The sequence below is a fragment of the Hyphomonas atlantica corrig. genome (genome assembly GCF_000682715.1).
GTDB classification, from domain to species: domain Bacteria; phylum Pseudomonadota; class Alphaproteobacteria; order Caulobacterales; family Hyphomonadaceae; genus Hyphomonas; species Hyphomonas atlantica.
Map to the genome: position 1 here is coordinate 176,879 of NZ_AWFH01000023.1, position 18,066 is coordinate 194,944.

Below are 18,066 nucleotides of genomic sequence, written 5' to 3' on the forward strand. Positions count from 1 at the left end.
GCGGCAGTCTGGGGAACTCGCGATTTGCGCGTCAGTCCTTTGGCGCTGCGGTCGATTCGCGTAACATCAGTCGATAATCGAGCAGCTTGTGTCGCGGAGTGTCGCCGTTTGGAGACGCCTCTTCCAGCAACATGCTGACAGCCTCTGCGGCGAGTTCACGGCTTGGCTGGTAGATCGTCGTCAGCGACGGGCTGATCGTGGTGGCCAGCGGCGTGTCGTCGAACCCAACCACGGAAAGCTGTCGCGGAACGTTGATCTGCTTGCGATAAGCAACGGCAAGGACGCCAGCCGCCATGTCGTCATTGCTGGCGAAGATCGCCGTGGGTCGACGGTCCTGCCCGAGCATTTTCTCAGCGGCGAGCACACCGGAATCGAAGGTGAAGTCGCCATCCTGGATCAGGTCGGGCACCTTGATGATTCCCGCCTCAGCGAGCGCCTGGCAATATCCGGCAAAACGCCGACGCGCCTGGGCGTGTGTGTCTGCGCCCTTGATGAAGCCGATGCGGCGATGGCCGAGCTTGATGAGGTAGTTCGTCATCTCACGCGCGGCGGCGGCGTCATCTATGGCGACGTCCTGCCCATGCTCGACATCTTCAGCGGGCGCGATGCGGACGAAGGGAATGCCCCGGTCCTGTAATTCCGAGATCAGCTTGTCGTCATCCGAAAGTGGCGGCGTGAGAATGGCGCCGGCCAGCTTGGTTTCTGCGCGCAAGGCAAGAAGCGAAGCATGATTGTCGCTGCAATCTTCCGTGATGAGGCTGTAGCCATAGGCCTGGCAGCGCTGGAGCGCGCCGAGCTGAACTTCGCCGATATAGTTGCGGGAGGGGTTTGCGTAGAACAGGCAGATGATCTGGCTGTGGCGCGCGCGTAAATTCCGGGCATTGTGATTGGTGCGATAGTTGAGCGTCTTGACCGCTTCGAGTACTTTGACGCGTGTTTCTTCGCGAACATTGGTTTCGCCGTTGAGCACCCGGCTGACCGTCTTGAAAGACACCCCGGCCTCGCGCGCCACGTCGATGATTGTGGCGGGCCGGACATTGCCGGTGGCCCGTTGTGTTTTCAGTCCGTCAGTCATTGCGGCTCCTTGGGTGGAGCCTTCAGGAGCCAAACGGTCTCACTGCCTGCGACAGCCGCAGGCCGATCCGACCACTCATGAAGGCATGGTGGCCAAATCTAGCGTTTTTGTCCCTGCAGTGACAAGGCCTTGCCAATCGGGGCACCCCGCTGGCAAGGCCCGGTACTGTCCTGACTATTTCAGGCTGCGGTTCACCAGGTTTTCGAGCATTTCCTGGCGGCCGCTCGTATGAGACGGGTTGAGGCCCGATTCGGCTGCCTTGTTGGCAATGCTTTCGAGGCTGGCGCCTTCCGACAGCATGAGCTTGCCGAGGTCGGAATTCTCCCAACCGGCATAGCGCTCGGATTTGAGCTTGGCGAGTTCGCCCTTCTCCAGAATGTCCGCCGCGGAGAGCAGCGCCCGCGCAAGCGCGTCCACGCCGCCGACATGTGCGTGGAACAGGTCTTCCACTTCGCTCGACTGGCGACGTACCTTGGCGTCGAAGTTGAAGCCACCTGTGTCGAGGCCACCCGACGGCAGCAATTCGATCAGTGCCAGCGTGATGTCACGAACGTCCAGATTGAACTGGTCCGTATCCCAGCCATTCTGGTAGTTGCCGCAATTGATGTCGATCGAGCCCATGATGCCGAGTGACACCGCTGTCGCGATTTCGTGCGCGAAGCTGTGGCCTGCGAGTGTGGCGTGGTTTGGCTCGATGTTCACATGGACCTCGTTCTCAAGACCGAACCGCTTGAGGAATCCGTACACGGTTGCCGAGTCGAAATCATACTGATGGTACATTGGCTCGTGCGGTTTCGGCTCGATCAGGATCTTGCCCTGGAAACCGATCTTGTGCTTGTGGTCCACAACCATCGCCAGGAAGCGGCCGAAATTGCTCAGCTCACGGTCGAGGTCTGTGTTCAGGAGCGTGTCATAACCTTCACGGCCACCCCAGAGCACATAGTTCTCACCGCCAAGCGCTTCAGTCACTTCCAGACAGTCACGCACCTGACGCACGGCGCAGGCCGCGACTTCCGGGTTTGGATTGGTCAGGCCGCCGGCCCCGAAGCGAGGATTGCTGAACAGGTTTGCGGTGCCCCAGAGCAGCTTGACGCCGGTGGCTTCCTGATAGGCCGCAAGGCGATCGGCCTGGCGCTTGAAATTGTTCGACAGCTCGTTCGGCGTCGCTGACTCTTCCGTGACGTCGACATCGTGGAAGCAGTAGTAAGGCAGGCCCAGCTTGCTGAAGAATTCAAAGGCTGCGGCCATCTTCGCATCGGCTGCGGCGCGGTCATTCGCGGCGCCATGCCAGGGGCGATTGAACGTGCCGCCGCCGAAGACATCAAAGCCGTCCCAGCAGAAGGTGTGCCAGTAGCAAACCGCCATGCGCAGATGGTCTTCCATCCGCTTGCCCATGACCATCTGGTCCTTGTTGTAATAGCGGTAGGCCAGCGGATTGTCGCTGTCTGGTCCTTCAAACTTGATCGGGTCAATGCCCTTGAATACGGGGTCACCGTCCACTTTGATCTGTCCGTCAGCCATTGGTCATATCTCCTTAGAAGGTATCTTTCAGGGTACGGTACAAAGTACCGAATTTCTCATATTTCGGGGCGAGCTTGTGGATGTCTGCTTCCTTCGGCTCGACGATTTGCAGCACTTCGGGCGCTTCAAACATTTCTTCGATCGATCCGCCCAGCACCGAATAACGGGCCAGTCTCGCCGCGCCGTAGGCCGGTCCGGTCGCCGCGCCATCGCGGTAAACCATCGGACGATCCAGAACGGCTGACAGGATGCGTCCCCAATAGGTGGACTGCGCCCCGCCGCCGATGACGGAAATGGAATGCACATCAACGCCGGACTCGACCAATGCCCGGAAGCCATCTGCCATGCCGAAGGCAACGCCCTCCAGCACGGCCTGCCCGATCTGTGCGGACCCGGAATCATGGGTAAGACCAAACAGGACACCCGACGCGTGAGGATTATTGTGAGGTGTGCGTTCGCCAGACAGATAGGGGAGGAAGAATTCAGGCCCGGTCAGGCCCGCCTCTGTCTGCGCAAGGCGCACAAGTTCACCCGCATCGGATGTCCCGGTCAGTTTGACGGCCCAGTCGAGACAGCTTGCGGCGCTCAACATGACCGACATGAGGTGCCAACGCTCCGGCAGGGCATGACAGAAGGCATGCGCCGCAGACTGAGGGTTGGAACGGAATGTGTTGCCTGCAACGAAGATGACACCGGATGTGCCGAGCGAGAGCAGCGCCTCACCCTCGTCAATCACGCCGACGCCCGCCGCACCGGCGGCATTGTCCCCGCCCCCGGCGACGACCGGGACGCGATCCATGCCCCATGCCTCAGCCGCCTCCTGGCGCAGGATGCCAGTCACTTCGTGGCCTTCATAGAGTTTTGGCATCTGGTCGACGGTCAGGCCGCACGCGGCGAGCAATTCTTCAGACCATGTCCGCTCCGCCACATCCATCCAGAGTGTTCCGGACGAATCCGACATGTCGGATGCAAGCTCTCCTGTCATCCGCAAGCGGACGTAATCTTTCGGCAGCAGGACTTTTGCGACTTTTTCGAAGGCCTCAGGCTCATGACGGCGAACCCATTCGAGCTTCGGCGCAGTGAACCCCGGCATGACGAGATTGCCACCCTTCTCGACAAAGGCAGGCGTGTTTTCTTGCAATTCGCGGCACTCATCAAAGCTGCGCCCATCATTCCAGAGAATGGCCGGACGGATTGGCGCAAGGGATTTGTCGAGCAACGTCGCGCCATGCATCTGACCTGACAGGCCGATGGCTTTCACCTTGTGGCGACGGTTCACGTCCAGCTTGGCAACGGCCATGTTCGTGGCCGTCCACCAGTCGGACGGGTTTTGCTCAGACCATAGAGGCTTCGGACGCGAGATCGGCAGGTCTGCCTGGCTGACTTCGATCTGCCGGCCCGCCTCATCGATCAACGCCGCCTTGACGCTGGATGTGCCAATATCAATCCCTAGAAACACGTTTCCAAAGTCCTCCCTGGCAGTCGATCTGAACGCGACCGCTCGTAAATGATAACGCTATCATTCCATATCTGCCACCTCAAGAGCGCAAGATCAATTCGGAAAAACTCGCAATTCTGTCGCATCCCACTCCAATAGAGCAGCCGATGCGCCTTTTCATGTTAGCGTTCTCATGCTTTTTAGCGGCAAACAGAACAATATGGGAGACCCGCAGTGGCTGATTCCCCTGCGCTGGCGCAGCTTTTACTTGAAAATGGACCCCTGACTTTGACGCTCCTGCCCGGCCTTGGCGGCAGTGTGGGTGCGCTGAGGCACAATGGAGAGGACGTGTTGCGCCCCCTGTCCCCGGATGCAGAGCGAAGCCCGCTTGAGACCGCTGGCTTCCCCCTCTTCCCGTTTTCAGGCCGAATCTCGGATGGGCACTTCACATGGCAGGACCGCCGTGTGGCGCTGCAGCCGAACTTCCTGCCCGAGACGCACGCCATTCATGGCCAAGCCTGGCTGAGCGCGTGGCGGGTGGCAGACAGTGATGAGGCGCGCGCGCGCCTCGTGTTCGAGTATGAGCGCGGCGACTGGCCCTGGCGCTATCGTGCCGAACAGGACTTTCAACTGCTGGAAGACGGGCTGGAACTGACCCTGTCCCTCACCAACAAGTCAGACGAGTTGATGCCCGCAGGATTCGGCTGGCATCCCTATTTTCCGCGCCAGGACGCGCGCGTGAAGGTGGCCGTGGATCGCATCTGGAAAGCAGAGACCGGCATGATCCCGGATCAGCTGACCCGGCCAACCCCGGCAGAAGACCTGACGGACTGGCGCGTGGTCGACCAGCTTGATCTCGACAATGCCTACACAGTAGCGACACCGAGCGCGGAAATGGAGTGGCCAGGCCGCCGCCTGCGCGTTGATATGGCATCTGACCCCGCGCTGGGTCATGTCGTCGTTTACGCGCCGCCGGGGCAGGATTTCTTCTGCGTTGAGCCGGTCAGCCATGCGCCCGACGCGGTGAACAGCCGGCATTCGGCAGACGTCACCGGCCTGAGAACCCTGTCTCCAGGCGAGACACTTTCTGCAAAAATATCGCTTAAAATCAGAGCTGTCTGACTGCGCTAGCTGACGCGCTTGACGGAATCGCGTTCGATGATTGCGACATCCAGAACCGGGTGCAGGTCCTTGCCTGCCTGATCCTCGTCCCCAATGAATGAGGCGAGCAGGTCCACTGACTGATAGCCCATTTCGGCAATCGGCTGGCGCACGGTTGTGAGCTGTGGCCAGATCGCGCTGGCAATCGGTGTGTCATCGTAGCCGACAACGGAAATGTCTTCGGGCACACGTTTGCCATGCCGGAAAGCGGAAGCGATCACACCTGCCGCCATGTCATCATTGCTCGCAAAGATGGCCGTTGGTGCGTCTGCCATATCGAGCATCCGGTCGGCCGCTTCCATGCCACTGCGATAGGTAAAGCGACCCCGGCGCACGAGGTCCGGGTCGATCTCAAGCCCGGCCTCCGCCATCGCCATCTGGAACCCGCTATAGCGGCGATGGGACGAGATCTGGTCTTCCGCACCGATCACGAATCCGATGCGCTTGTGGCCTCGCTCAATCAGGTATTCTGTCATCTGCTTTGCAGCGGCCTCGTCATCGATCGACAGGCTGGTGCCGGACCCGGACCGTGTGCGCGGCGCGATCAGGACACAGGGAATGCCAACTTCATCCAGCTTGGACAAGAGCAGGTCATCTTCGCTGAGCGGGGGTACGACGAGGATGCCGTCCAGCCCGGCGCCGCTGACCCGGCCGACGAGTTCGTCGACATCTTCAGGCTCTTTGTAGGAGGAGAAATCTTCCAGCACCAAATGGTGCCCCGCCTCGCGGCAGCGGTTCATTGCGCCGATCAGCAATTCGCTGAGATATGAATTGCTGGGATTGTTGAAGATCATGCCGATGAATAGCGAGTTGCCGCCTGCCAGACTGCGCGCGAGCAAATTGGGCCGGTATTTGAGCTCGCGAATTGCCTCTTCGACGCGTGCACGGGTGGCCTCCCGCACAACATCGCGCCGGTTCAGGACGCGCGACACGGTCATCTGGGACACTCCGGCGAGTTCCGCCACTTCCTTGATGGTTGCGTGTTGCCGGCGTCCCGACTTTGAAATTTTTTCGGCCATTCTTTTTATTCTCTTCCCTCAGCGGGTCGCACTACCCGCTGTTCCTCAATTATCGCGCATATTCTCAACTATGAACATCAAACGGTTTCTGTAATTTTTACAAGACGATTCAGGCAGATGGCGAGTCGTGTCGCACCCTAGGCCCGAACAGGTGCCGCACGCAGCGCCGCTGCAACGGCATCGTGCATGAGTTTCGGGCGATAGTCGGAATCATACAGGGTTGGACGCTTCGCGATCCCGTCTTCGCGGGGCTTGAAGCCCTGAAGCCAGCTGTGATTGTCAGCGATGCCCCAGACGAGAAGATCCTTTGTCTGCTCATAGCTGAACATCATGTCGAGATAGTCGCGCGTAAAGGCCGCGATTTCCCGATCCCTCTGGGCAATTCCGGGCACCATCATGGAATCATTCACGTCGAATTCAGTGAGATAGATATCGAGCCCCATGCCGATCGCCTCTTCCACGAAGGCCCGCCAGATCTTCTGCTGGGTGGCGGTGAACGCCGATGGCGGGGCATCATTGGAATGGCTTTGGATGCCGAGCGCATCAATTGGCGCGCCATTGCGCTTCAGCCGTTCGAGGATACGCAGCACGCCGGAACGATGTTTTTCATGGCTCGGTTCCCAGCTCATGTAATCATTGTAGGCCAGCGTGGCATTCGGCGCCGAGGCGCGGGCGGAATGGAAGGCGAAGTCCAGGACATTCGCGCCCATCGCACGCGTGAAGGAGGTTTCGCGAATATCCCCCGTTTCCGGGTCGATGGTCTCGTTCACCACATCCCAGGAATAGATGAAGTCTGAATGGCGAGAGGCGACGCGTTCGATATAGCCGCCCAGCAGCGCTTCGGCCTCAGCGGCGCTGGCGAATTGCTTTTGATTGACCCAATCCGGCAACCAGTCGGGATGTTGCCAGATCAGCGTGTGCCCCCGCATGCCCAGCCCGTTTGCCTTGGCGAAATTCACAAGTGTATCGCCGGGCACCCAATTCATCGCATCGGGGGTTGGCTGGATGGTATACATCTTGTGCTCATTCTCGGCCACGATCACCGCGCAATCGCGCAGGACGATGTCGAGGTATTCAGCCTGATTGACTTCGCGGGCATCCATGGACGTGCCGAAGCGAATGCCTTTTGCCGCCGCGAGGTCTTTCAGCGGGGGTGTTTCCCCTGAACGGGCAGATGTCACGCTTTCCGGTGTCGCGCACGCGGCGGTGCCGGCTGCGGATGCCAGCATGGCGAGCGTGTGGCGTCTGGTGAGTCGAGTCATGTTTCCTCCCTTGGGCTCATCGACCTTTTCGGCCTTGGCATCGTAATTATGATAACGCTATCATAGCCAGATCAGAAACCGGGTCCAGACCGGACACGAGCATTAGGGAGCCCAAACAGATGACCGACCGCCCCATTTCACGCCCTGCCGCCGCCAGCGCGCTTGCCATAGCTTTGGCAATGCTGACGGCCTGCGGCGCGCCGGATGCGCCCACCCAGCAGACCGTCACCGAAACATCTGATGCGAGCTTTTCCTATTTCACCTACTCCGGTAGCGATCCGGTGTTTGATGCGCCGCTTGAGGAGAATCAGGCCCGCAATCCGATCCTCGCCGGATATTATCCAGACCCGAGCATCGTTAAGGTGGACACGGAGTATTACCTTGTAAACTCCTCCTTCACGCATTTCCCGGGCATCCCGATTTTCCGCAGCCAGGATCTGGTGAACTGGACGCAGATTGGAAATGTGATTGATCGGCCAGACATGCTGGACTTTTCCGGGCTGACCGTATCCCGAGGTGTATTCGCCCCGACGATCGAGTTTCACGATGGCTTGTTCTACGTGATCAATACATGTGTGGATTGCGGCGGCAATTTCATCGTCACCGCAAGTGATCCGGCCGGCCCCTGGTCTGATCCGCAATGGCTGCCCCATGTCGGCGGGATCGACCCGTCGATCTTCTTTGATGAGGATGGCAAAGTCTACATTCTGAACAATGATGCGCCGGAAGGTGAACCGCTCTATGAAGGCCACCGCGCGATCTGGATTCGTGAAGTCGACGCGGAAACCTTCGAGCCGATTGGCGAGGCCGTGGTCGCGGTAAATGGCGGCGTGGACCTCTCACAACAGCCCGTCTGGATCGAAGGACCGCACCTCTACAAGGTGGACGGCACCTATTATCTCAGCGCGGCGGAGGGCGGCACCGGACCACAGCATTCCCAGGTCGTCCTGACGGCTGACTCTCCTATGGGCCCCTTTACACCGCATCCGGACAATCCTGTTCTCACGCAGCGCGACCTGCCTGAAGATCGCCCGAACCCGATCACATCTGTCGGACATGTGGACTTCACGCAGGATGATGACGGAAACTGGTGGGCTGTCTTTCTGGGGACGCGCCCCTATCAAGGAAATGAATACAATACCGGGCGGGAAACCTTCCTGATGCCGGTTACCTGGGAGAATGGCGCGCCACGCATTACCGAGCCCGGCGAAGTGATGTCTTATGTGGTAGAGCGCCCCGCCTTGCCCGCTCAATCGCCCGGCCCGCTGCCCCTGACCGGAAACTTCACCTACACGGATGAGTTTGATGAAGCGGCACTGCCGATGCACTGGCTGATGGTGCGCACGCCCTCTGAGCAATGGTATCGACTGGGCGGAGGAAATCTTTTCCTGTCGCCGGACGCGGAACCGATTGGCACGGCCGGACAACCGAACTTTCTGGGACGACGCCAGCAGCACACCAATGCCGAGGCGGTGACCGAAGTCTCCTTCACCGCCCGCGCCCCCGGCGCGGAGGCTGGTATCGCGGCTTTTCAGAATGATGCGGCCTATTACACGCTCGGCGCAAGTGTGGACGCAGATGGCACGCCTGTGGTGCGGCTGCGCAAGCGATTTGGGGACGACATGCCAGAGACGGGCGAAGTCGTGGCAGAAGTCCCCGCTGCCTCAGGCAATGGCGAGCCGCTGAAGCTCAAGATCGTGGCGCGGGGGCCGGAACTCGATTTCTACCAATCCGGCGCGGAAGGCAATTGGCAATCCGTTGCGCTGGAGCAGGATGGGACCATCCTCAGCACGGACAAGGCGGGCGGCTTCGTCGGCACGCTGTTCGGCGTCTACGCCCAAAACGGATCGTCCGACTAACCAAAAAAGGCGGCCCGGAACGGGGCCGCCTTTATATTCCCTTGTGGGAAAGCGCCTATTGCTCAGCGCACTCCACATCTCCGGTCGATGGCTCAAGCCGGACATCCGCAATCGCGACCGTGCCTGCCTCAACCGTTCCAATCACAGCCGGAATATCGACGTGTTCAAGATTGGTCAGACCCATGCAGGCCGTTGGCGCACGATACTCTGCCCACTCGTCTCCGGTAACCGTGAAGACCTCAACCGTCTCGCACTGTCCACTCTGATCGCAGGAGCCGCTGATCGCCAGCTTGTGCTCGCCGCCATCCGGCACTTTGGCCGCGAAGACGATATCCAGACCAGCTTCGCCCGCATCGCTCAGATCGACAGCGTTCGCGAAGGAGCCGATATAGAGCGCGCCTGATGGCTCGGACCATGACATGACCAGCGCATCTTCCTGAATCTCATAGTCTGTCCGTGAGACAGAGAGACCGGCCAGTTCCGTTGCACCGGCTGGAAGCGTCGTATACGACCCTTCAAAAGCAAGCAGCGCGCTCCAGCGATCACCGGGGCGACCGCGCTTGAACAGCGTCCGTGGATCTGCATTGCCTTGCAGGTCTTCCGACAGGCCAGGGTCTTCGCTCAACTCGCCGAGATTGGTCGCGGTGTCGCCATAGCTGAGGCCGTAGCCATAGGCGAACAATGGCTCATACGGCGCATCTTCAGAGTTCAGCAGGCCCGGCTGTGCGGAGGCTGGCCACGAGAAAGACAAACGCCCTGTGAAGTCATGCTCCGGCTCCGTCTGGAACAGGACGTCTGCAATACCGCCCCCTTCAGAGCCCGGCAGCCAGGCCGCAACGAATGCGTCGGAATCATTGATCTCTGGATTCACCCAGAGCGGACGCCCGGACAGGAAGACCGATACAACCGGCACGCCCTTGTCCTTGAAGGTTTCCAGCGTCTCGGTGTCGAAGCCATTCGGCACAAAATCCATCGTACGGATGTCGCCGATGCCTTCAGCATACGGGTTTTCGCCATAGACGGCGATCACGACATCGGCGTCCACATCCGTTTCCCCGGAAGGGTCGAAGACAAGCGTGCCGCCACCTGGCAGCAGCGCCTTCTCGATGCCCTCGAGAATGGATTCACCATTCGGGAAATAGCTGTTCTCATATCCGCCGCCCTGCCAGGACAGAGTCCAACCGCCAGCGGCCTTCGTGATGCTGTCTGCGCCATCGCCGATAACCAGAACGGTCTGGTCTGTAGACAGCGGCAGGAGATTGTCATTGTTCTTCAAGAGGACAAGCGATTCCCGCACAGCGCGGCGAGCTACTTCACGCGCTTCATCCGTGGCGAGCAGGCTTTCATCATTTGCGCCCGGACGCGCGCTTGGTGCCGGCTTGTCAAAGATGCCATAGGCGAGCTTCACACGCAGGATGCGGCGCACGGCGTCATCAAGGCGTTCCATCGGGATGTTGCCATCCTTCACGTGCTGCAGCGTGCTGTCATACAGGCCACGCCAGCTGTCCGGAGCCATATACATGTCGAGACCGGCATTCAGAGATTGCGGGCAGTCCGTATTCGTACAACCTGGCACCTGGCCATGACCATTCCAGTCACCCACAACGAATCCGGTGAAGCCCATACGGTCTTTCAGAACCTCGGTCAGCATGGCGTGACTGCCATGCATCTTCACGCCCTGCCAGCTTGAAAAGGACGACATGACGGTCTGCACACCGGCTTCGAGCGCGGTGAAATATCCTTGTGCGTGAATGTCGATGATCTGCTGTTCGGTCGCCTGCGTTTCACCCTGGTCGATGCCGTCCATTGTGCCGCCATCGCCAACATAGTGCTTCGCGCTAGAGATCACCCGACCATTACCGAGGAAGTCTTCATCACCGGGGCGCCCCTGCAGTCCGTAGACGATCCGTTCGGCATATTCGCGGACGATTTCCGGGCTTTCGGAATAGCCTTCATAGGTCCGGCCCCAGCGATCATCGCGCGGCGTGGCAATGGTGGGCGCAAAGGTCCAGTCATGACCGGACACGATCAACTCTTCTGCCGTGATGCGGGCAATGTCTTCGATCAGGTCCGGATTGTTCGCGGCGCCAAGGCCGATGTTGTGCGGAAAGATGGTCGCCCCGGCGAGGTTGGCATGGCCGTGGACGGCATCAATGCCCCAGATGATCGGAATTGCAATCTCGACGCCTTCCGGGTCGACGGAGGCCTCCCAATAGGCATCGGCCGCAGCGATCCAGGCATCCATCGGCGCGAAGGCCTCATCGCCGGGTGCGGAGCTGCCGCCGCTCAACACAGAGCCGAGACGGTATGTCTTCACATCTTCCGGCGTGACGCTGTCGCTGTCCGCCTGAATGACCTGGCCCACCTTCTGTTCCAGAGTCATCTTCGACATGATGTCGTCGATCTGCGCCTCAATCGCCGGGTCGAGTGCGGGAACCGTAATCTCCGGCCATAGCTCCGGCGTCACGACAAGATCGCGTTCAGTCATCAACGCGGTTTGCACCGGTTCGGCAACAGTCAGCGTTTCAGTCGTCTCGGCCTCTATCGGTGTGTTTGCGCAGGCGGCAACCAATGCCACACAGGCGACGCCACCCAGCAGTGAAATGATTGACGATTTCCGGACAGCCTTGGCCATCGCGACCTCCCTTGTTGATTTGTAAAAATCGCCCCCGCCGAACGTCCGGCGAGGGCGGAATGGTCGAAGGGCCCTAGCCCTGCATTTCCTCAAGCTCGAGTCCCTTGGTCTCGCGGACCGCCTTGAACACGAAGAAGACCGAGATCAGGGCACACACGGCATAGAAGCCATACGCACCAGCCAGACCGATACCAGCCGTTGCCAGCATGATCGGGAAGGTCATCGTGATGGCGAAGTTGGCAATCCACTGAGCAAAGCCAGAGATGGCGAGACCCGCGCCGCGCACCTGATTCGGGAACATCTCACCGAGCGCCACCCACATGACCGGGCCCCAGGATGCGTTGAAGAACACAACATAGGCGTTCGCTGACAACAGGGCGATCAAGCCATAGCTGCCCGGCAGGCTGACGGCGCCATCCACCGTAACCGCATTGGAGAAACAGACCACGAGCAGTGCCAGGGTGACCGTCATGCCAACGGAGCCGACCCAGAGCAGCGGCTTGCGGCCGATCCGGTCGATCAGCAGAAGGGCAATGATCACAGCCACAATGGAGACTGCCCCGGAGATGATGTTGATGAGCAGGGCATCGCTTTCGGAGAAGCCGACAGCCTGCCAGAGAACCGCGCCATAGTAGAAGACGACATTGATGCCGACCAGTTGCTGGAACACAGCCAGACCGATGCCGACCCAGACGATTGGTTTGAAGCCGAACTGGCCCAGCGCATCCTTGAGAGATGGCTTGTGGTCATTGGCGAGCGACTCTTCGATTTCATCGACCTTGCGGTGCGCCGCTTTTGCGCCGGAGAGACGTGTCAGGATCGAACGCGCCTGATCAGTCGACCCCTGGGCGACGAGGAAACGCGGGCTTTCAGGAATGAACAGCAAGGCAACGAGGAAGAAGGTTGCCGGCAGCAATTCCATCCAGAACATCCAGCGCCAGGCTTCAAAGCCGAGTAGCCATTCATTCATGGCTGATCCACCGGTCGCCTGCGCAATCAGATAGTTCGAGACGAAAGCGATGAAGAGGCCACTAATGATCGCGACCTGCTGGATCGAGGACAGACGCCCGCGATACTTCGCCGGAGCGACCTCGGAAATATAGGCTGGCGACATGACGCTGGCAGCGCCGACGGCCAGTCCGCCGATCACGCGATAGATCACGAACTCTGTCGACGATCCGGCAACACCGGACCCGAAAGCCGAAATGATGAAACAGACTGCCGCCACGATCATCATCGTACGACGGCCAAAGGCATCTGACAGCGTACCAGCCAGTGCCGCGCCGACAGCACAGCCGAGCAGCATGGAGGCCACGTTAAACCCGGTGCCGATATCCTGTGAATTAAAGGCCACGCGCAGGCCATCAACCGTTCCGTTGATTACGCCTGAGTCAAAGCCGAAAAGAAATCCGCCGATCGTGGCGACGGCGGTGATCAACAGAACCTGGCCAAAACTGCCCTGTCCTGCATCTGTGTTTACAGTCGTTGATGCGTCGCTCATTCCCGCGCGCCCTCCCATTTATCGCGGCAGGCAAGCCCCTGCCCGCTTGTCTGCTTATTCCGAAGCGTAGCCTCGAATGTTATCGCACAACAAGGAGCCCATCAAAATCAAGTTGTCAACGTTGACACGTATGAGAATTTTGGTGGGCAATGCGAGTCAGTGCGATGGCGAACGGCCAGATGCGCACCAACGGGCGGTCAGGTCCAGAGTGACGTGAAGAACGTTACGGCGTTATTTATCCGTCGCACAGCTCTGATTATAGGACGCGATGTCCTGATTGAACTGGCGGGCAAGTGCCTGCAGGGCCTGTTCGGTGCCCATCAGCTTTTTCTTCGCTGCCTGGTAGGCCGACTTGTTCTGCTCCGCCTTCTCAGCGTGGGAGGCCGATGCGAGACGGTGGATCTCCGCATCTTCCCAAGCTTCGCCCTTCGCCTCGACGCTTTCGGCCATCTTGTCCCGCTTCACTTGCAACGCTTCGATCTCAGCCTTCTTTGGGACCATGGTTGCGGCCATTGCCTTGCAGCGCTGAACGTCCGCCGCCGTCATCGCCTGGGCGATAGCGGTTTGCGTAACAGCAACAAGCAATGCAGCAGCAACAACATATCTCATCATGGAAGGGGCCTTTCTCTCTCGTGTCGGCTTTATGGCAGGATGTCACTGAAGCAAAGCTGAACGCGCCTGCCCCGGAAGCGCCCCATTTCAGGATGGATCGCGGGCCAGGCCTTCATTGCGGCGGCCAATGATCACGGCGTCCATAATCCCGAAGATTGCGGCGAAATCCGTAAGCAGTTCCCGCACGCGGTCCACGCTGTCGAGCGGCTTGAACATGCTGCCCGGCTCAAACAGGTCGCCACCTTCCAGCGTAATGAACATCTCGCCGCCATCAAAACAGGCCTTCAGACGACCTCCATGAAAGGCTTTCTCCAGATCGACGAGATTTTGCATCAGATCCGGCGTCAGCAGGAAGCGGCTCTCCACCTGATCGGTCGTGTACACCTCGAAAATCTTTTCAAACACCGGATCTTCCAGCGACGCCCGGCTCATGCCCTTGCCTCCGCCGAAGCGGTTGAAGAAGCCGGCGTCCCGCGTGATCAGGGTGCGGCCATAAAATGTTTTCGTGAACTGGAAGCGCAGGCATTGGCCTTTGAACACCGTCACCCAATGCGTCCGGGTGCGCCCCTTGGAATCAGTTGAGGATCGCCGCTCCTCCAGATGAGCTTCAAACAATTCAAAATCGACGCCGTGCCGCTGGCCTGTCAGCAGGTCCTCATAACTGGCACGGTCCCAGATGGGTACGGTGCGGACATGGCGATGCTTGTAAATCGACTCAACCGAGCCGGGATCAGCGGTGAAGTTGAGACCCAGTTCACGCACGACCGGAAGGACGATCAAATCCTTCGCCTCCTTCCCCAGTCGCCGGACATCGCGGCCGCCCCAGTAAAGATACCCAATCCCGATAACGACCGCGATGATCGCGGCGATAGGGTGACGCACCAGAAACGCGCCGGCCAGTCCGCCAATCACGGCCAATGCAATGCCGACATATCGCGCCTGGCGGGCCTTCGCGACGGCGTCCTGACGTTCGGCCTCGCGGGTCAGCAAGGCAGGCCGGATCTCATCCTGAAACAGGCGCGGAAACCCCTGAAACTCTTCTGGCAGGTCGCCCAGGGCCTTCAGCACATCCGGATCGACCGGCTGCTGCGTTGGTCGGGGATCAATCGAAGGGGTATCCTGAGTCATCTGGGGCGGCCTCTAGCAAACAGACCGCCCCAGTTAAGCTTGGATTCGTAGCGGGTAAAACCCGTGTCAGATATCTGCGTAGACGTGTCGCTCGCCTTCGAAGCCCGGATGGGTCGTTGCGCCCTTGTGGGCCGGACCAACCAGCGCTGCGAATTTGTGCAACGCGCCGGAGCCATAGGCCGTGACGCGCGGTTTCCAATCGCGCTTGCGATCTTCCAGTTCGGCGGGCGTCAGGTGCACATCAATCGTGCCCTTCTCGGCATCAATCGTGATGATGTCGCCATCCTTGATCAGGCCGATCGGGCCACCTTCCTGCGCTTCCGGACCAACATGGCCGATGCAGAAACCACGGGTCGCGCCGGAGAACCGGCCATCGGTGATGAGGGCCACCTTGTCGCCCATGCCCTGGCCGTAGATCGCGGCAGTGGTCGACAACATCTCGCGCATGCCAGGGCCGCCCTTTGGCCCCTCATAGCGGATGACCAGAACGTCGCCTTCCTTGTATTCGCGATTGGTGACAGCCTTGAAGCAGGCTTCTTCCCCATCAAACACACGGGCCGGACCGGAGAATTGCAGCGCGTACAGGCCAGCCACTTTCACAATGGCACCGTCCGGCGCAAGCGATCCCCACAGTCCAACGACCCCGCCCGTTGGCGTGATCGGGTCTGTCGCCGGGTGGATGACTTTCTGGTTCGGATCCCATTCGATATCTTCGAGATATTCCGCCCAGGTCTTGCCAGTCACCGTGAGGCAATCGCCATTGATCAGACCGGATTCGTGCAGCGTCTTCATCAGCATCGGCACGCCGCCCGCTTCACCGAAATCCTTGGCCACATAGTCGCCGCCAGGCTTCAGATTGGCAATGTAAGGTGTCTTCTGGAAGATCTTCGCAACGTCTTCGAGATCGAACTTCACGCCGCACTCATGCGCCATGGCAGGCAGGTGCAGCGCTGCATTGGTGGAGCCGCCCGTCGCGGCGACGACGATGGCGGCATTCTCGAAAGCTTCGCGCGTACAGATGTCCCGCGGGCGCAAATTCTTCTCAAGCAGCTGCATCACGACTTCTCCGCTGGCCACAGCGTAGCCATCGCGGTCGGTGTAGGGGGCTGGCAGCGCAGACGACAGGGGCAGCGCAAGGCCGATGGCTTCGGACACACACGCCATCGTATTGGCCGTGAACTGGCCACCACAGGCACCATCGCCCGGACAGGCCACTTTCTCCAGGGCGTGCAGCTTCTCGTCCGTCATGGAGTTGGACCCGGCCGCATGCGCACCGACAGCCTCGAACACGTCCAGCACCGTCACGTCGCGCCCCTCATAGGAGCCCGGCAGGATAGAGCCGCCATAGAGGAAGACGCTGGGCACGTTCAGACGCAGCATGGCCATCATCATGCCCGGCAGGGATTTGTCACAGCCTGCAATGCCGACCAGCGCATCATAGGAATGGCCGCGCATCGACAGTTCGACCGAGTCCGCAATCGTGTCACGGCTGACCAGTGAAGACCGCATGCCTTCATGGCCCATTGCGATGCCGTCGGTGACGGTAATGGTGCAGAATTCGCGTGGCGTGCCGTCGCCCTTCTTCACGCCTTCAGACGCGGCATGCGCCTGGCGCATCAACGCGGTGTTACACGGGGCCGCCTCATTCCAGCAGGATGCAACGCCGACCAGCGGCTTTTGAATGTCCTTGGTCGACAGGCCCATTGCATACAGGTAGCTGCGGTGAGGTGCGCGCTCCGGACCTTCGGTAACGTGGCGGGAGGGCAGTCTTGATTTGTCCCAGGTCTTGCTCATGAGGGTGTTCTATCCTGTTTGGTGTTGATTGCCCCTAGCGCGCAATCCTTTTGCGGAAAAGAGGCTAATCGTCGCCATAGATGGCAGTTCTTGCCCCGGAAGGGTCAACGACGCCCCGGTACATGCCCTCCGAATTGAAGACAAAGGCGAAGGTGCCATCCGCGCCGATGACGATTACGCCGCCATCGCCGCCCAGTTCTGCCACTTCGCCCAGCGCTGTTTCGGAGGCCTGTTCAATTGTCTCGCCGGCCAGCTTTACCCGGTCGCAGATCGTTTTTGCCACGCCGACGCGGATGAAGTACTCACCATGCCCGGTCGCAGAAACGGCGCAAACGCCATTCTCTGCATAGGTCGCCGCGCCGATCAGCGGGGAATCTCCAACGCGGCCAGCAGCTTTCGCCGTCATGCCGCCCGTTGTCGTCGCCGCTGCAAGGTTACCGTCCTTGTCGATGGCAACCGCGCCGACCGTGCCGTGGCGATCTTCGGCGGTACGCTGCCTGTTTTTCAATACACGCTCCAACGCGTTCTGCCGACGCTCCGTGTAGAAGTAGGAATTGTCGACCATGTCGAGGCCCTGCCCCTCGGCGAAGGTATCCGCACCATCCCCAGAGAACATGACATGTTCGGACCGCTCCATCACGGCGCGGGCGGCCTTGACGGGATTGCGCACGCGCTTCACGCCCGCCACAGCACCAGCATTTCGCTCGCGACCATCCATGATCGATGCGTCGAGTTCGTGTTCCTGGCTGGCTGTCATCACTGCGCCATAGCCGGCATTGAACAGCGGATCGTCTTCCATCGGGATGACCGCCGCCTCAACCGCATCAAGCGCGCTGCCGCCCGAGCGCAGAACATCAGCCCCGGCTTCAAGCGCGGTTTCCAGCGCCGCGGTGTAGGCCGCCTCCATTTCCGGACTCATGCCATCGCGCGTGATCACACCCGCCCCGCCATGAATGACCAGCCGCCATTCAGGCATGTTCGGCTCGGCCTCTGGCGCCGTGGGCGTGGCGCAAGCGCCCAGCAAGACCGCCGCAGCGGTCATCAGGTAGCGAAGGGTCATG

13 protein-coding genes are annotated in these 18,066 nt (G+C 60.0%); 2 read left to right on the top strand and 11 right to left on the bottom strand.

Going from position 1 to position 18,066, the window contains the following annotated elements; all coding sequences use genetic code 11:
* Positions 1-31: 31 nt before the first annotated feature.
* The 3 genes from HY36_RS10825 to xylB form a co-directional block, all read right to left on the bottom strand.
* Entirely contained in the window at positions 32-1,075 is a 1,044-nt protein-coding gene (locus HY36_RS10825; RefSeq protein WP_051602709.1) for a LacI family DNA-binding transcriptional regulator, read from the bottom strand.
* Positions 1,076-1,249: 174 nt separating this feature from the next.
* Entirely contained in the window at positions 1,250-2,596 is a 1,347-nt protein-coding gene (xylA, locus tag HY36_RS10830) for a xylose isomerase (RefSeq protein WP_051602710.1), read from the bottom strand.
* Positions 2,597-2,609: 13 nt separating this feature from the next.
* Positions 2,610-4,055: a xylulokinase gene (gene xylB, locus HY36_RS10835; RefSeq protein WP_035552382.1), complete on the bottom strand. Its 1,446-nt coding sequence runs from the start codon at positions 4,053-4,055 to the stop codon at positions 2,610-2,612.
* Between the two features lie 213 nt (positions 4,056-4,268).
* Here xylB and HY36_RS10840 point away from each other — a divergent pair, with 213 nt between their 5' ends.
* The gene (locus HY36_RS10840; RefSeq protein WP_051602711.1) at positions 4,269-5,156 is read left to right on the top strand and encodes an aldose 1-epimerase; all 888 of its coding nucleotides are present in this window, start codon (positions 4,269-4,271) and stop codon (positions 5,154-5,156) included.
* A 5-nt stretch (positions 5,157-5,161) separates the two neighbouring features.
* Here HY36_RS10840 and HY36_RS10845 read toward each other — a convergent pair whose 3' ends face one another.
* Together HY36_RS10845 and HY36_RS10850 are read right to left on the bottom strand one after the other, a co-directional pair.
* Positions 5,162-6,214 (bottom strand): LacI family DNA-binding transcriptional regulator, encoded by a 1,053-nt coding sequence (locus HY36_RS10845; protein ID WP_035552385.1) that lies wholly within the window; start codon positions 6,212-6,214, stop codon positions 5,162-5,164.
* Positions 6,215-6,351: 137 nt separating this feature from the next.
* Positions 6,352-7,476 carry an endo-1,4-beta-xylanase gene (locus HY36_RS10850; protein ID WP_035552388.1) on the bottom strand — a complete coding sequence of 375 codons (1,125 nt, stop codon included), beginning with the start codon at positions 7,474-7,476 and terminating at the stop codon, positions 6,352-6,354.
* A gap of 119 nt (positions 7,477-7,595) precedes the next feature.
* Here HY36_RS10850 and HY36_RS10855 point away from each other — a divergent pair, with 119 nt between their 5' ends.
* A complete protein-coding gene (locus HY36_RS10855) occupies positions 7,596-9,335 on the top strand; it encodes a glycoside hydrolase family 43 protein (RefSeq protein ID WP_081806152.1) in 1,740 nt (579 codons plus the stop codon).
* A 55-nt stretch (positions 9,336-9,390) separates the two neighbouring features.
* Here the strand turns inward: HY36_RS10855 and HY36_RS10860 are convergent, their stop codons facing one another.
* The 6 genes from HY36_RS10860 to HY36_RS10885 form a co-directional block, all read right to left on the bottom strand.
* Positions 9,391-11,970, bottom strand: a complete 2,580-nt coding sequence (locus tag HY36_RS10860) for a glycoside hydrolase family 3 protein (protein ID WP_035552391.1) — start codon at positions 11,968-11,970, stop codon at positions 9,391-9,393.
* Positions 11,971-12,043: 73 nt separating this feature from the next.
* The gene (locus HY36_RS10865) at positions 12,044-13,471 is read right to left on the bottom strand and encodes a sugar porter family MFS transporter (protein ID WP_035552394.1); all 1,428 of its coding nucleotides are present in this window, start codon (positions 13,469-13,471) and stop codon (positions 12,044-12,046) included.
* A gap of 231 nt (positions 13,472-13,702) precedes the next feature.
* The gene (locus HY36_RS10870) at positions 13,703-14,083 is read right to left on the bottom strand and encodes a hypothetical protein (RefSeq protein ID WP_035552396.1); all 381 of its coding nucleotides are present in this window, start codon (positions 14,081-14,083) and stop codon (positions 13,703-13,705) included.
* An 87-nt stretch (positions 14,084-14,170) separates the two neighbouring features.
* Complete coding sequence (locus HY36_RS10875) at positions 14,171-15,211, bottom strand: DUF3137 domain-containing protein (protein WP_051602713.1); 1,041 nt, start codon at positions 15,209-15,211, stop codon at positions 14,171-14,173.
* A 66-nt stretch (positions 15,212-15,277) separates the two neighbouring features.
* On the bottom strand, positions 15,278-17,005 hold the full coding sequence (gene ilvD, locus HY36_RS10880) for a dihydroxy-acid dehydratase (RefSeq protein ID WP_035552399.1): 1,728 nt from the start codon (positions 17,003-17,005) through the stop codon (positions 15,278-15,280).
* A 64-nt stretch (positions 17,006-17,069) separates the two neighbouring features.
* Positions 17,070-18,065, bottom strand: a complete 996-nt coding sequence (locus HY36_RS10885) for an isoaspartyl peptidase/L-asparaginase family protein (protein ID WP_035552402.1) — start codon at positions 18,063-18,065, stop codon at positions 17,070-17,072.
* Between the last annotated feature and the right edge of the window lies 1 nt (position 18,066).